A 14,330-nucleotide genomic window follows, 5' to 3' on the forward strand; every position below is an offset into this window, starting at 1 on the left:
ATGTCTGCTGCCAAAACAACTACATTCGATATCAAGCGCAGCCTGATCGATGCGATTCTCGCCGGGCTGATTTCCCTGATCGTGTTCGGGCCCATCGTCGGCGTGGTGCTCGACGGCTACAGTTTCAACCTGGAACCCACCCGTGTTGCCTGGCTGGTGGCCGGGGTGATGGCCGGGCGCTTTATCCTCAGCCTGTTCCTGCAGACGCCCAAGGGCCAGTCGATCCTCCAGGGCTTCGAGGGCAGTGGTTCCGGCGTGCACGTGCTGGCGCCGGACTACAAGTCGCGGCTGCGCTGGATCATCCCGGCACTGATCGTGATTGCCATCGTCTTTCCGTTCTTCGCCAACAAGTACTTGCTCACCGTGGTCATCCTCGGCCTGATCTACGTGCTGCTGGGCCTGGGCCTGAACATCGTGGTCGGTCTGGCGGGGCTGCTCGACCTGGGCTACGTGGCCTTCTATGCCATCGGCGCCTATGGCCTGGCGCTGGGTTACCAGTACCTGGGGCTGGGCTTCTGGACCGTGTTGCCGCTGGCGGCGCTGGCCGCGGCGCTGGCCGGGTGCATATTGGGCTTCCCGGTGCTGAGGATGCATGGTGACTACCTGGCCATCGTGACGCTGGGCTTTGGTGAAATCATCCGTCTGGTGCTCAACAACTGGCTGTCGTTCACCGGTGGTCCCAACGGCATGCCGGTGCCTTCGCCAACCTTCATGGGCCTGGAGTTTGGCCGGCGGGCCAAGGACGGCGGGGTGCCGTTCCACGAGTTCTTCGGCGTTGATTACAACCCCAACCTGAAATTCCTGTTCATTTACATCGTGCTGTTCCTGGTGGTGCTGGCGGTGCTGTACATCAAGCACCGTTTGACCCGCATGCCGGTCGGTCGCGCCTGGGAAGCGCTGCGCGAAGACGAGATCGCTTGCCGTTCCATGGGCTTGAACCATGTGCTGGTGAAACTCTCGGCCTTCACTCTCGGCGCCTCCACCGCCGGCCTTGCCGGGGTGTTTTTTGCCAGCTACCAGGGCTTCGTCAACCCGTCGTCGTTCACCTTCTTCGAGTCGGCGCTGATCCTCGCCATCGTTGTGCTCGGCGGCATGGGCTCGACGGTCGGTGTGGTGATCGCGGCGTTCGTGCTGACCGTGGCGCCCGAGCTGCTGCGCAGTTTCTCCGAGTACCGGGTGCTGCTGTTCGGCGTGCTGATGGTGCTGATGATGATCTGGAGACCGCGCGGCCTGATTCGCATCAGCCGTACCGGTGTAGTCCCGCGTAAAGGAGTAGCGCCATGAGCGATGAGGTGATTCTCTCGGTCGACAACCTGATGATGCAGTTTGGCGGGATCAAGGCGCTCAGTGACGTCAGCCTGAAGGTCAAGCGCAACTCCATCTTCGCCCTGATCGGCCCCAACGGTGCGGGTAAGACTACGGTGTTCAACTGCCTGACCGGCTTCTACAAAGCCAGTGGCGGCAACATCGAACTGAACCTGCGCGGCACCCGCACCAACGTGATCCAGCTGTTGGGCGAGCGCTTCCGGCTGGGCGATTTCGTCTCGCCCAAGCGCTTCATCAACCGCCTGCACTACAAGATGTTCGGCGGCACCCACCTGGTCAACCGCGCGGGCCTGGCGCGGACTTTCCAGAATATTCGCCTGTTTCGGGAAATGTCGGTGGTCGAGAACCTGCTGGTAGCCCAGCACATGTGGGTCAACCGCAACCTGTTGGCTGGCGTGCTCAACACCAAGGGCTACCGCAAGGCCGAAAGCGATGCCCTGGACCATGCCTTCTACTGGCTGGAAGTGGTCGACCTGGTCGACTGTGCCAACCGCCTGGCCGGTGAGCTGTCGTACGGGCAGCAACGTCGCCTGGAGATTGCCCGGGCCATGTGCACGCGCCCGCAAATCATTTGCCTGGACGAACCGGCCGCCGGCCTCAACCCGCAGGAAACCGAAGCGCTGAGCAAGATGATCCGTGTACTGCGCGACGAGCATGACCTGACCGTGGTGCTGATCGAGCACGACATGGGCATGGTCATGAGTATTTCCGACCATATCGTGGTGCTCGACCACGGCAAACTGATCGCCGAAGGCGCGCCACAGGACATCCGTCACAACCCGACGGTGATTGCCGCTTACCTGGGCGCCGATGAAGAGGAACTGGTATGAGTACAGCGATCCTCGAACTGAAAGAGATCGACGTGTTTTACGGGCCGATCCAGGCCCTGAAAAAAGTCTCGCTGCACATCGATGAAGGTGAAACGGTGAGCCTGATCGGCTCCAACGGTGCCGGCAAGTCGACCCTGCTGATGTCGATCTTTGGTCAGCCGCGGGCGGCGGCCGGGCAGATCGTCTACCGTGGCACCGACATTACCCACAAGTCTTCGCACTATATCGCCTCCAACGGCATCGCCCAGTCGCCGGAAGGCCGGCGGGTGTTCCCCGACATGTCGGTGGAAGAGAACCTGATGATGGGCACCATCCCCATTGGCGACACGTTCGCCAGCGAGGACATGCAGCGCATGTTCGAGCTGTTCCCACGGCTCAAGGAGCGGCGCAACCAGCGCGCCATGACCATGTCCGGCGGCGAGCAGCAAATGCTCGCCATCGCCCGGGCGCTGATGAGCCGTCCCAAGTTGCTGCTGCTCGATGAGCCGTCGCTGGGCCTGGCGCCGATCGTGGTCAAGCAGATCTTCGCCACCTTGCGCGAGCTGGCGCAGACCGGCATGACCATCTTCCTGGTGGAGCAGAACGCCAACCATGCGCTGAAGCTCTCGGACCGCGCGTATGTGATGGTCAACGGCCATATCCGCATGACTGGCACTGGCCAGGAGCTGTTGGTCAACGAGGAGGTGCGTAACGCTTATCTGGGCGGGCACTGATCTGTAGCTGGAAAAAGCGCCCCGCCTGACGGGGCGTCTTTTTTTGTCCACAGTTTTGTGGAAAACCTTGCGGTAACGTTCTTTTGGGCGCGACAGAAAGTCGCTTTAACTGGCTGTTTTATCAGCTTTTGAGTTGTCCACCATTGGTGTGGAAGCGACTGTGGGTAACTTGGGTGCAGCTTGCTGTAGGCCTTTATTTACAAGGCCTTCAGGCTTGTGGTTGTTTTTTGATCAGGTTTTTTTCCGGCGTTCGCATCAGGGTTTGTCAAGTGTTTTGTCCTTAGTGCAAATAGCGATTAACGGGCTCCAAATGCCTGTGGATAACTCTGTGGGCAAGCCTTGGAAAGATCGACGTACACAGCGTAGTTACAGGCCTGGAGCCATCATGGAAATCCGCGCCGTGAGCGCGCGCCACGGCCCTGAGGTCAAGGCCAGCGCCCAAGGTCAAGGAAAATACTTGCGCAAGGCCCGGATTACATGGCTTTCAGGGTTTTCAAGTTGCCCCCGGATTTTGTGGAAGGGCTTGTGGATAAGATGAGCAAAGTTTGCCGCAGGCCTTCTATACCGGGCCTTTCCAAGGTTTGATCGATTTTTGTACAGTAAACCGAATGGCTTGCTGCCGGATGCGATGGTGGGCATGCTGAAAACCCTGTGATCAGCCTCATCAAGGAGACCCGCATGACCTCTACCGTTTTCATCACTGGCGCAACATCCGGCTTCGGTGAAGCCTGCGCCCGTCGTTTTGCTGAAGCCGGCTGGTCGCTGGTGCTCACCGGTCGCCGTCAGGAGCGCCTGCAAGCGCTGTGCGCCGAGCTGTCCCAGCTGACCGAAGTGCACGGCCTGGTACTTGATGTGCGTGACCGCAAGGCCATGGAAGAAGCCATCGCCAACCTGCCGCCGTCGTTCGCCAAGCTGCGCGGGCTGATCAACAACGCCGGCCTGGCCCTGGGCGCGGACCCGGCGCCCAAGTGTGACCTGGATGACTGGGAAACCATGGTCGACACCAACATCAAGGGCCTGATGTACAGCACCCGCCTGCTGCTGCCACGGCTGATCGCCCATGGCCGTGGTGCGACCATCCTCAACGTCGGCTCGGTGGCCGGTAACTATCCGTACCCGGGTAGCCACGTGTATGGCGGCACCAAGGCGTTCGTCGGGCAGTTCTCGTTGAGCCTGCGCTGCGACCTGCAGGGCACTGGCGTGCGGGTGAGCAACATCGAGCCGGGCCTGTGCGAGAGCGAGTTCTCGCTGGTGCGTTTCGGTGGCGACCAGGCGCGTTACGACGCCACCTATGCCGGGGCCGAGCCAATCCAGCCGCAGGATATCGCCGAGACCATCTTCTGGATCATGAACCAGCCGGCGCACATCAACATCAACAGCCTTGAGCTGATGCCGGTCAGTCAGGCGTGGGCGGGTTTCTCTATCGATCGTTCGGGCAAGGCGTGAGGGCCTAATCGCTGGCAAGCCAGCTCCCACAGGGGGGGCTGGCCACCAGGGCCGTTGTGGGAGCCGGTCTTGCCGGCGATAGCGTCAGACCTGACGCTGCAAGCCTTCCAGGCACGTCGCCAGATGGTAAGGCGTAGTCGATGGCATATCGAAGCGGCTGACCTTGCCACTGGCATCCCGGCACTCATACCAGCCACCGGCATGCAGGAAGTTCTGTTGCAGCGCCTTGAGCTGGGCCAGCACCGTGGCGGCGCTCTCCGGGCGCAAGGTCAGGGCGCGCAGGTATTCAGCCTGGGCCCAGATGCGCTGGGTAGCGTCGCGCACCTGGCCATCGGCGCTGAGCATTGCCAGCACCGCGGTGTCCTTCACCCCGCATTGCTCGGCATAGGTGAATGCCCGGCTGAGCGACCCATGCAACTCACCACCGCGTAGCCGCGGCGAAGACTCCAGCAAGTAGAACCATTCGAACTGGTGACCCGGTTCGAACCAGTTATCCACAGCGCCGCGCGGTTTTTCCAGCATCACCCCGTGATCGGGATCGATGAAGTGCATCTGCATGGCCGCTGCCAGGGTTTCCAGCGCGTGTTGAACGGCTTCATCGTCACGCACTGCCAGGGTGGCAAGGAAGGCTTCGGCCAGGTGCATCAGCGGGTTTTGCAGCGGGCCGCTGGCCAGGTCCGACCAATCTTCGCCAAGGCTCGCTTCGTACAGGCCGTCATCGCGGGCGAACTGCACGGCCACCACTTCCAGCGCGGCATTGAGGGTCGATTCGACCAGTGGCTCACGAACCTTGCCCCAGTAATGCGCGCAGGCGAAGACGATAAAGGCGTGGGTGTAGAGGTCCTTGCGCCGGTCCAGCGGCTTGCCCTGGGCATCGATACTGTAGAACCAGCCGCCGTGTTCGGCATCATGGAAGTGCCGCTGCAACGAGCGAAACAGAGCCGCGGCGCGCTCGCTGGCGCCGGGCTGCTCGATGCGGCTGCTGAACAGGTACAGCTGGCGCGCGCAGGCCATGGCCCGGTAGCGCTGCGCAGGCAATGGCTGCTGCTGCGAGTCGAGGGCTTCGAAGGGCAGGGCCATCTCTGCATTCCAGCCCGGGCCTTGCCACAGCGGCACGATGCGCTGGGCAAAGTGCGCCTGGACCTCGGCGAGCAGGGCGGGCAGTTGAGGCTGGGCAGTACGAAGGTCGGGCATGGAGAAAGTTCGTCGCGGTCAGTGCGTTTGCGCGCAATGGTAGCAGGAAACGGCGGGGACTTTGCCGGCCTCATCGCTGGCTGTAGGAGCGGGCTTGCCCCGCGATGAGGCCAGTACAACCAGCACAACAGACTGCCTACAGGGTGCTGAGCCCCTGCCAGTGCTTGGCGCCGACAAAGATGAAGCGCAGCTGCTGGGTGATTTTTTCCTGGGCGCTGATTGGCACGGCGGTATTGTCGCTCGGCTCATCGATCAGTTCCGGCAGGGTGGCGAACACGGTTTTCACCACCAGGTCGGCCATCACCGCCAGGGCTGCGGCGTCCAGGTGCTGCCAACGCGGCATACGCGCAAGGTCGGTAGCCAGGTCCGAGCTGATGCCTTGACGCAAGGTACCGATGGCCTGGCGCACCGGTTGCGAACCGCCATATTGCTCGCGGGCCAGGAACAGAAACTGGGCGCGGTTGGCCGCTACCACATCGAGAAAGATCCGCACCGAGGCGTCGGTGATGCCGCCGAGCTCGAATTCGTTCTGGCGTACCAGGCGGATGGTCTGGCGAAAGGTTTCGCCGACTTCATTGACCAGGGCCAGGCCCAGTTGGTCCATGTCGGAGAAATGCCGGTAAAAGCCGGTCGGGACGATACCTGCGGTTTTCGCCACTTCACGCAGGCTGATGCTGCCGAAACCTCGACCGCTTTCCATCAGGTGGCGGGCGGCATCCAGCAGGGCGTGGCGGGTCTGTTGCTTTTGTTCGGCGCGCGGCAGCATGGCAAGTATCGGCAGGCAGTGAAACAGCCCTGCACTCTAATAGGCTGGCGCCGGAAAAACAAAGCCCGGTCAATGGACCGGGCTGGGAGGGGAGCCGCTACAGCATTGGTGAGTCTTGTTGTCTGGCATAGGCTTCAGCTCGCGCGTTGGATTTCGATCAGGCGATCAGCGCCACCTTCTGCGACCTCGAAGCGTGCTTTCAGACGGTCAGAACCACCTTCGGCTACTTTGTAATACTGTTTCAGGCGATCAGAGCCACCCTCGGCAACTTTGACCCGGTCATTCAGGCGATCGGCGCCGCCTTCGGCGACACGGTTGTTACGCTCCAGTACGCGATCGGAGCCGCCTTCAGCGACACGGTTGTTGCGTTCCAGTACGCGATCCGAACCGCCTTCAGCCAGCGGGTTCAGTGGCTGCGAAATCACCGTCGAGCTCGAGCGCGATTCGGCGCTCAGGGCTTGGTCGGCGGCGGGAACGGCAAAGGCGTTGGCGGCCAGAATGGACAGGGACAGGCTCAGCAGTAATTGGCGTTTCATGATTCGGTGCTCCTCGGAGGGGCTGGAAAGTGGGTACGGAGCCAATGCTACGCCGGGACACGCCAGATAAAAGTTCATAAAGATAATGGTAACAATCAACGGAATTGATGTTTTACCGCGACCGCTCTAGCTAGCTGGTTACGGCGCGATGAGCAGCGCTGCTGAGGCCGTTGGCGGGGCTGGCGGATGGGGTAACGATCAACAAAAGTTGAGAGAGAGGTCAGAAAAAACCTCGATATCATGGCTGATCCATTAAACCCCTCGGCTTTTCATCAGTCCGAAGAGATAAGTGCCATCAACGCGCCCGCTTTTTGCCATGCAGTCATCAGGAGAATCGTGCAATGACGCGCCCCGCCAAACTCATCACCTGGACCCTCGCCAGCCTGCTGCTGGTCCTGGCCGTACTGGTGATCGTCATCGCCACGTTCGACTGGAACCGGGTCAAGCCCACCCTCAATGCCAAGGTCTCCGAAGCGCTGCACCGGCCCTTCGCTATCAACGGTAACCTGACGGTGCGCTGGCAGCGCGAGCTGGAGCAGGGTGGTTGGCGCGCCTGGTTGCCATGGCCGCATTTCATCGCCGAAGACCTGACCCTGGGCAACCCGGACTGGCTCAAGGAGCCACAGATGGTCGGCCTCAAGCGCGTCGAGTTCCGCCTGGCGCCGCTGCCGCTGCTGGTGCAGCGGATCGTCATTCCGCGCATCGACCTCAACCAGCCGACCGCCAGCCTCAAGCGTCTGGCCGACGGTCGTGCCAACTGGACCTTCGACTTCGGCCCCAAGGATGAGCAGGCCCAACCATCGGAGTGGGTGCTGGACATCGGCGCCATCGGCTTCGACAAGGGCCAGGTCAGTGTTGATGACCAGACATTGAAAACCCGTCTGGACGTACTGATCGACCCGCTGGGCAAACCGATTCCGTTCAGCGACATCGTCGGCAAGGCTTCAGCGCAGAAGGCCGGCAGTGCCCAGGACTACGCCTTCGGCCTCATGGTCAAGGGTCGCTATAAAGGCCAGACATTGGCCGGTACCGGCAAGATCGGCGGTTTGCTGGCCCTGCAGGACGCCTCGCAGCCGTTCCCACTGCAGGCAGACATGGCCATTGGCGATACCCGCATCGCCGTCGCTGGCACCCTGACCGACCCGCGCAACCTCGGTGCCCTCGACCTGCGCCTGCGGCTGTCGGGCGCGAGCCTCGGTAACCTGTATCCGCTGACCGGCGTGACCCTGCCTGATTCGCCGCCCTACGCCACCGACGGTCATCTGACCGCCAAGCTGCATGAACCGGGCGGCGCGGTATTTCGCTATGAAGGCTTCAATGGCAAGATCGGCGACAGCGATATCCATGGCGACCTGGCGTTCGTCGCCAGCCAACCGAGGCCCAAGCTGACCGGCAAGCTGGTGTCCAACCAGTTGTTATTCAAGGACCTGGCGCCGCTGATCGGCGCTGACTCCAACGCCCAGCAGAAAGCCCGCGGCGGTGCCAGCAAGCAACCGGCGGGCAAGGTGTTGCCGGTCGAGGAGTTTCGTACCGAACGCTGGCGGACCATGGACGCCGACGTGACCTTCAGCGGCAAACGCATCGTGCACAGTGCCGAGTTGCCGTTCACTGACCTGTCCAGCCACTTCGTCCTCGATGACGGTGTGCTGCGCCTGGAGCCGCTGCGCTTTGGCATCGCCGGCGGCAAGCTCGACGCCCAGGTGCGCCTCGATGGCCGCAGCGTGCCGCTGCAGGGCAGGGCGCAATTGAGTGCGCGCAACTTCAAGCTCAAGCAACTGTTCCCGACCTTCGAGCCGATGAAGACCAGCTTCGGCGAGATCAATGGCGACGCCGACATCAGCGGGCGCGGCAACTCGGTTGCGGCCTTGCTGGCCACCGCCAATGGCGACCTGAAAATGCTCATCAACGATGGTGCGATCAGCCGCGGACTGATGGAGATCGCCGGGCTCAACGTCGGCAACTACGTGGTCGGCAAGCTGTTTGGCGACAAGGAAGTGAAGATCAACTGCGCGGCGGCCGATTTCGGTATCAAGGATGGCCTGGCCACGACCCGGGTGTTCGTCTTCGACACCGAGAACGCGATCATCTACATCGATGGCACGGCCAACTTTGCCAGCGAGCAGCTGGACCTGAAGATTAACCCCGAGTCCAAGGGCGTGCGCCTGTTCTCGTTGCGCTCGCCGCTGTATGTGCGCGGGCCGTTTGCCAAGCCCAGTGCTGGCGTGCAGGCGCTGCCGCTAGCGCTGCGGGGGGCGGGGATGGTGGCGTTGGGCGTGGTTGCCGGCCCTGCAGCCGGTTTGCTGGCGTTGATTGCGCCAAGTGGCGATGTACCCAACCAGTGCACGCCGTTGCTGGAGCAGATGAAGGCTGGCAAGGCACCGCGGGCGGTGAAGGCGGGGTAATTGTGTGGGGCGGGGCCGCTTCGCGGCCCTTTGGCGGGAGGTGATCAGAGGCCTTGCAGCAAATCCGCCATGTCGTCGGCGTGCTCTTCTTCCTGGGCCAGGATGTCTTCGAAGATGCGCCGGGTGGTCGGGTCGCTCTCGCCGATGTACTGGATGATCTCGCGGTAGCTGTCGATGGCGATCCGCTCGGCGATCAGGTCTTCCAGGACCATTTCCTTGAGGTTGCTGCCGGCGACGTACTGGGCATGGGAGTTCTTGCTCAGGTTGTCCGGGTTCAGGTCCGGTTCGCCGCCCAGCTGGACAATGCGCTCGGCCAGCTTGTCGGCGTGCTCCAGCTCCTGGGTGGCGTGCTCGAGGAACTCGTCGGCGGCGACACTGGCCTTGATCCCGCTGGCCATGTAGTAGTGGCGCTTGTAGCGCAGGGCGCAGACCCACTCGGTGGCCAGCGACTCGTTGAGCAGGCGCAGGATTTTCTCCCGGTCGGCGCTGTAGCCCTCGGTCACCGCGCCCTGCTCGACATGCTGGCGGGCGCGTTCACGCAAGGTTTTAACATCGGTCAGTTCAACGTTGCTCATCATCATCTCCAGGCTGAAAATGGATAGATCTTCACGCTCTGTCGGCGCGCTGGTTACTTAAGCTGTGAGTCCCCGGCAGGCGGAAAAGTTTTATAGCTTGGCCTTGGCCTTCTCGACGGCATCGTCATCGACCTGACGCTGTTCGCAGGTCTTGAAGCCCTTGGCGTCGACATGGCCAGTGGCATCGAAGCGTACGTAGTAGGCCTGCTGCTTGCCGTCACGGTTGAGGATGTAGTTGTTGCAGGTGCCGCCGTGGGGCAGGTCGATCACCGTCGACGGGCTGCCGCCAATGGCGATCACCCGCTGCATGGTCATGCCGTTCTCGACCTGTTTGACCAGCGGTTCCTCGTGGTAGGTGACGTAGTCCACCGGGTTCTCAGGACGGCTGCCGCAGGCGGCCAGGGTGGCGGTGGTCAACAGAATGGCCAGGGTATGTTTGTACATGGTTGAGCTCCTTGCTGAGGGTCTATTGGCTTGGAACCCCAGCGAGCGGCGGGAGTTCGATTGCGATTGCCATCGAATTGCCTGTAGGGTTGGCCGACTGTCCACGGAACGGGGAATGCAGCCATGGCCCAAGGGCTCGCCACGCGTTATCCACTGGTGTTGGTGCCGGGCATGCTCGGGTTTGTTCGCTTGCTGTTGTATCCCTACTGGTTCGGTATCGTTTCGGCGTTGCGCCGGGGCGGCGCCAAAGTGTTTGCCGTGCAGGTGTCAGCGCTCAACTCGAGTGAGGTGCGCGGCGAGCAGTTGCTGTTGATCATCGAAGGTATTCGCCAGCGTACAGGGGCCGACAAGGTCAACCTGCTGGGCCACAGCCAGGGCGCCCTGACCGCGCGCTACGCTGCGGCCAAGCGGCCGGAATGGGTTGCCTCGGTTACCTCGATCGCCGGCCCCAACCATGGCTCGGAACTGGCCGATTACCTGCTCGAACACTACCCGGCCGATTCTGTTCGTGGCCGCCTGCTCACAGCACTGTTGCATGGCTTGGGGGTGTTGATGGGCTGGCTGGAGACTGGCTGGCGTGGGCCGAAACTGCCGATCGACGTGCACGCTTCGCACCACTCCCTGACCAGCGCCGGGGTGGCGTTGTTCAACCAGGCTTATCCACAGGGCCTGCCAACCACCTGGGGCGGTGAGGGCCCGGCCGAGGTCAATGGTGTGCGTTACTACTCCTGGTCCGGCACCCTGCAACCGGGGCGGACCGACCGCGGCCTCAACCGCCTGGACGGCAGCAACCGCTTTTGCCGCCTGTTCGCCCGCACGTTCGTGCGGGAAAAGGGCCAGTGTGACGGTATGGTCGGGCGCTTCAGTTCGCACCTGGGCCAGGTGATCGGTGATGACTATCCGCTCGATCACCTGGACATCGTCAACCAGTCGCTAGGGGCGGTGGGCAAGGGCGCGGAGCCGGTGCGGCTGTTCACCGAGCATGCCGCCAGGCTCAAGGCTGCGGGGCTATAGTCGCGCGGCGCAGGGGTGTTTTCCAGCGTTCGGCAAGGATCACCCCGACCAGGGTCAAGACCCCGCCCACCAGGTGATAAAGGGCCAGTTGCTCACCCAGCACCCCGGCGGCGATCACCGCCGTCACCGCTGGCAACAGGTTGAAGAACAGGGTCGTGCGGCTCGGGCCCAGGCGGCTGACCGCCTGCATCCAGGCCAGCGGCGCGATCATCGAGGCCAGAACGCAGGCATAGACCACCAGACCGATGTTGCCCGCGCCCAGGCCGGTCTTTGCCGAGAACAGGAACAGCGGGAGCAATACGATGATCGCCACCAGCACCTGCAGGTACAGCAGTTGCAACGGCGGGATACGCAGCTGCCACTTTTTCAGCAGGGTGCTGTACACCGCGTAGGCCAGGGTGGCGATCAGCATCAGCGCATCGCCGCCGTTGACCCCGTGTTGCGCCAGCACCGCCAGATCGCCCGCCGACACCACCACCAGCACACCGATGAACGACACCAGCGCCCCGATCAGCGCGCCGATGGTCAGCCGCTGACCGAGGCTGATGATCGCCAGGGCCAGGGACATCAGCGGCATCAGCGAAAGGATGATGCCCATGTTGGTGGCGCTGGTGATGGCGGCGGCGAAGTAGGCCAGGCTCTGGTACACCGCCATGCCCAATATGCCGAGGATGAAGACCTTGCCCAGGTTCGGGCCAATGGCCGCCCAGTTGCGCAGCACCGGGCGCAGCAGGAACGGGGTGAACAACAGGCCTGCCAGCAGCCAGCGATAGAAGCCGATTTCGGCTGGGAAGATCGCCCCGGCAGACATCTTGGTGACCACGGTATTGCCGGCCCAGATGAAGATCGCCAGCAACGGAAACGCATAATTCATGAAACAGAAACTCTTGAGGGAACAGGCGGCCATTATCCGCTTGTCTGTCCTGTTGCTTATACTTGCATCCAGACAACCTGCGCATAGATCCAGACAGCATGGCGATAAAGTACGTAGAAATCCCGCAATTCGAGGTCTTGCCGGCCCCGGTGTACTTTCGTTACGACGAATTCGGCGCCGACACCCACAGCGCCGCGCACCGGCACGCCTGGGGCCAGCTCAACTATGCGGCCCATGGCATCATGCACCTGGAGATCGACGGCCAGCGCTTCATCTCGCCACCGCACTATGCGGTGTGGGTGCCGCCGGATACCGAGCACAGCTGCTACAACCCGCAGGCCATTGTCTATCGCTCGGTCTATCTGGATCGCGAGCTGTGCCAGGGCCTGCCTGATGCCCCTTGCACCCTGGTGATCAGCGAGATCCTCAAGGCCATCCTCGGCGACTTCGCCGCCCGTGACGTCAAGGTGGCGCAGGATCAGGCCGACCAGCGTCTGGCCCAGGTGCTGGTCGACCAGTTACGCCGCGCACCGACCCAGACCTGCTACCTGCCATACGCGCGCAGCGCCGGCCTGAGCGAGGTGCTGCAGGCCCTGCATGCCCAGCCCGGTGACAATCGCCCGCTCGGCCATTGGGCCGCCAGCCTGCATGTCAGCGAACGCACCCTGGCCCGCCAGTTCATCCGCGAGCTGGGCATGAGCTTTGGCGAGTGGCGCCTGCGCCTGCGCTTTTTGCGCGCCATCGAGGCGCTGGAACAGAACCTGCCGATTCAGCAGATTGCCTTCGACCTGGGCTACAGCAGCGCCTCGGCCTTCATCGCCATGTTCCAGCGCCAGGCCCACTGCACGCCCGAGCAATACCGGCGGCAAGCGCGGGCCGAAGAGCCGCGTGCTGGAGGTTTGTAACCATATTTGTCTACACTCTCGCCAGAGCTGCGCGTGGTGCGCGGCGACCAGGAGAAAACGCCATGAAGATGGTGCGTGTGCCGTTGCTGTTGCTGGGTTTGCTGATGTGTTCCCAAGGATTTGCCGCCACGGCGCAACAGGAAAAAATGAAAACCTGTAATGCCGATGCCACCACCAAGGCGCTCAAGGGTGACGAGCGCAAGGCGTTCATGAGCGACTGCCTGAAAGCCAAGCCGGCGACCCAGCAGGAGAAAATGAAAACCTGCAACGCCGACGCCACCACCAAGGCGCTCAAGGGCGATGAGCGCAAAGCGTTCATGAGCGACTGCCTGAAGAAAAAGTAACCTTCGTCAGTTGGCGTAAGTCACCGACTCGAGCCGGTCCAGGCCCTCGCCGATAAACAGCGAGAATGGCCGGCCGGCGCGGTTGGCCAGCTCCCGGCAGTCGCCCTGGAGCATGCCGATACGCAGGTCCTTGCCCGGATTCAAGTTCAGCCTCTGCTTGCCCAGCGAGCCGATCTCGAAGGCCATCTCGAAGGGGCGCCACGGGCTGCGCTGCGGCGTCCCCTCGGCTTGCCAGGCCTTGACCTGGCCGTTGTGAATTCTCTCCCGCAGGGTCGGGTCCTTGAAGTCGAAGCGTGCCGGCAGTTGGGCGAAATGCATCGGCGCGTACTCGATAATGACCTGCGCGCGTTCCGGTGGGCCATCGTCGCGCTGCACGATCGACCTGAACTTGAACGGCCCACCGGAAACCTCGGCCAGCACGTGACAGGTGATGATGCTCGACACTTCACTGTTGTTCTCGGCGGCAAGCGTGCGCTCGCGCAGCGTGGCACTGGAAAGCGCTTCGATACGATTGCCAAGCTTGAGCTGCAGGGTGACTGGCCCCTGGATGCTTTTGACCGCCTCGCTAAAACCGTCGAACCTGGCGCCCGGCGCGTGCGGTTCAAGGGTGACATCGACTTCCCAGGAAGCGGCGGCGCGAGCCCGGGGAATTTCATCGAACAACTCGCGCAGGGCTTGGCGCTTACCGGCATCGAGCGAGCGTGAGACGTTGATCAGCAAGTTCTGCCGGTGGTCATCGTCAAGCTCGACCTCGATGTCTTTTGGATCGATTTTCAGTGCCAGGATGGCCTGGTACAGGTCATCGCCGTATTGCGGCCTGAGGTCGCCATAGTAGGCGCTTACCGGCTGCGCGAAATGCAGGGTGGCGAAATCTTCCGAACAGCCGCCAAGCAGCATCAGCGGAAGCAGGACAAGCAGTTTGCACATGGTCTGGAGCTCTTTGCCTTGAAGGTGGGAAGGC

The 14,330-nt window shown here is 62.4% G+C and carries 15 protein-coding genes; 8 read left to right on the top strand and 7 right to left on the bottom strand.

The genetic code is table 11. The annotated features are described in order from the left end of the window. The 4 genes from livM (at position 1) to BV82_RS03295 (ending at position 4,315) form a co-directional block, all read left to right on the top strand. Positions 1 to 1,284: a high-affinity branched-chain amino acid ABC transporter permease LivM gene (gene livM / locus BV82_RS03280; RefSeq protein ID WP_010221626.1), complete on the top strand. Its 1,284-nt coding sequence runs from the start codon at positions 1 to 3 to the stop codon at positions 1,282 to 1,284. Continuing rightward, positions 1,281 to 2,156: an ABC transporter ATP-binding protein gene (locus BV82_RS03285; protein ID WP_010221627.1), complete on the top strand. Its 876-nt coding sequence runs from the start codon at positions 1,281 to 1,283 to the stop codon at positions 2,154 to 2,156. Before livM ends, BV82_RS03285 begins: the two co-directional genes overlap by 4 nt. After that, the gene (locus BV82_RS03290) at positions 2,153 to 2,869 is read left to right on the top strand and encodes an ABC transporter ATP-binding protein (RefSeq protein ID WP_010221628.1); all 717 of its coding nucleotides are present in this window, start codon (positions 2,153 to 2,155) and stop codon (positions 2,867 to 2,869) included. The genes BV82_RS03285 and BV82_RS03290 overlap by 4 nt, the downstream gene beginning before the upstream one ends. Before the next feature lie 678 nt (positions 2,870 to 3,547). After that, complete coding sequence (locus BV82_RS03295; RefSeq protein WP_010221629.1) at positions 3,548 to 4,315, top strand: SDR family oxidoreductase; 768 nt, start codon at positions 3,548 to 3,550, stop codon at positions 4,313 to 4,315. A gap of 84 nt (positions 4,316 to 4,399) precedes the next feature. Here the strand turns inward: BV82_RS03295 and BV82_RS03300 are convergent, their stop codons facing one another. From BV82_RS03300 to BV82_RS03310, 3 genes are all read right to left on the bottom strand, one after another. After that, positions 4,400 to 5,509, bottom strand: a complete 1,110-nt coding sequence (locus tag BV82_RS03300) for an AGE family epimerase/isomerase (RefSeq protein ID WP_036995515.1) — start codon at positions 5,507 to 5,509, stop codon at positions 4,400 to 4,402. Positions 5,510 to 5,645: 136 nt separating this feature from the next. Continuing rightward, positions 5,646 to 6,275, bottom strand: coding sequence for a TetR family transcriptional regulator (locus tag BV82_RS03305; protein ID WP_010221631.1), 630 nt, complete (start codon positions 6,273 to 6,275; stop codon positions 5,646 to 5,648). 134 nt (positions 6,276 to 6,409) lie between these two features. Further along, the gene (locus BV82_RS03310; RefSeq protein WP_010221632.1) at positions 6,410 to 6,811 is read right to left on the bottom strand and encodes a hypothetical protein; all 402 of its coding nucleotides are present in this window, start codon (positions 6,809 to 6,811) and stop codon (positions 6,410 to 6,412) included. A 341-nt stretch (positions 6,812 to 7,152) separates the two neighbouring features. On the opposite strand from BV82_RS03310, the gene BV82_RS03315 reads away from it, so the two are divergent. Beyond that, on the top strand, positions 7,153 to 9,213 hold the full coding sequence (locus BV82_RS03315) for an AsmA family protein (RefSeq protein WP_036995516.1): 2,061 nt from the start codon (positions 7,153 to 7,155) through the stop codon (positions 9,211 to 9,213). A 44-nt stretch (positions 9,214 to 9,257) separates the two neighbouring features. Here BV82_RS03315 and BV82_RS03320 read toward each other — a convergent pair whose 3' ends face one another. Then, positions 9,258 to 9,788: a ferritin-like domain-containing protein gene (locus BV82_RS03320; RefSeq protein WP_010221634.1), complete on the bottom strand. Its 531-nt coding sequence runs from the start codon at positions 9,786 to 9,788 to the stop codon at positions 9,258 to 9,260. 90 nt (positions 9,789 to 9,878) lie between these two features. Further along, complete coding sequence (gene osmE, locus BV82_RS03325) at positions 9,879 to 10,232, bottom strand: osmotically-inducible lipoprotein OsmE (RefSeq protein ID WP_010221636.1); 354 nt, start codon at positions 10,230 to 10,232, stop codon at positions 9,879 to 9,881. A 123-nt stretch (positions 10,233 to 10,355) separates the two neighbouring features. Here osmE and BV82_RS03330 point away from each other — a divergent pair, with 123 nt between their 5' ends. Next, entirely contained in the window at positions 10,356 to 11,246 is an 891-nt protein-coding gene (locus tag BV82_RS03330; RefSeq protein WP_010221637.1) for a lipase family alpha/beta hydrolase, read from the top strand. Here BV82_RS03330 and BV82_RS03335 read toward each other — a convergent pair. Further along, on the bottom strand, positions 11,227 to 12,120 hold the full coding sequence (locus BV82_RS03335; protein WP_036995518.1) for a DMT family transporter: 894 nt from the start codon (positions 12,118 to 12,120) through the stop codon (positions 11,227 to 11,229). The genes BV82_RS03330 and BV82_RS03335 overlap by 20 nt on opposite strands. Before the next feature lie 98 nt (positions 12,121 to 12,218). Between BV82_RS03335 and BV82_RS03340 the strand changes: the two genes are divergently transcribed. Together BV82_RS03340 and BV82_RS03345 are read left to right on the top strand one after the other, a co-directional pair. Then, a complete protein-coding gene (locus tag BV82_RS03340) occupies positions 12,219 to 13,025 on the top strand; it encodes an AraC family transcriptional regulator (RefSeq protein ID WP_010221639.1) in 807 nt (268 codons plus the stop codon). Positions 13,026 to 13,087: 62 nt separating this feature from the next. Next, positions 13,088 to 13,369, top strand: a complete 282-nt coding sequence (locus tag BV82_RS03345; RefSeq protein WP_036995519.1) for a PsiF family protein — start codon at positions 13,088 to 13,090, stop codon at positions 13,367 to 13,369. Positions 13,370 to 13,375: 6 nt separating this feature from the next. Here the strand turns inward: BV82_RS03345 and BV82_RS03350 are convergent, their stop codons facing one another. Continuing rightward, positions 13,376 to 14,296, bottom strand: coding sequence for a hypothetical protein (locus BV82_RS03350; RefSeq protein WP_036995521.1), 921 nt, complete (start codon positions 14,294 to 14,296; stop codon positions 13,376 to 13,378). Positions 14,297 to 14,330: the final 34 nt, after the last annotated feature.

Source organism: Pseudomonas donghuensis (assembly GCF_000696345.2).
Taxonomy (GTDB): Bacteria; Pseudomonadota; Gammaproteobacteria; order Pseudomonadales; family Pseudomonadaceae; genus Aquipseudomonas; species Aquipseudomonas donghuensis.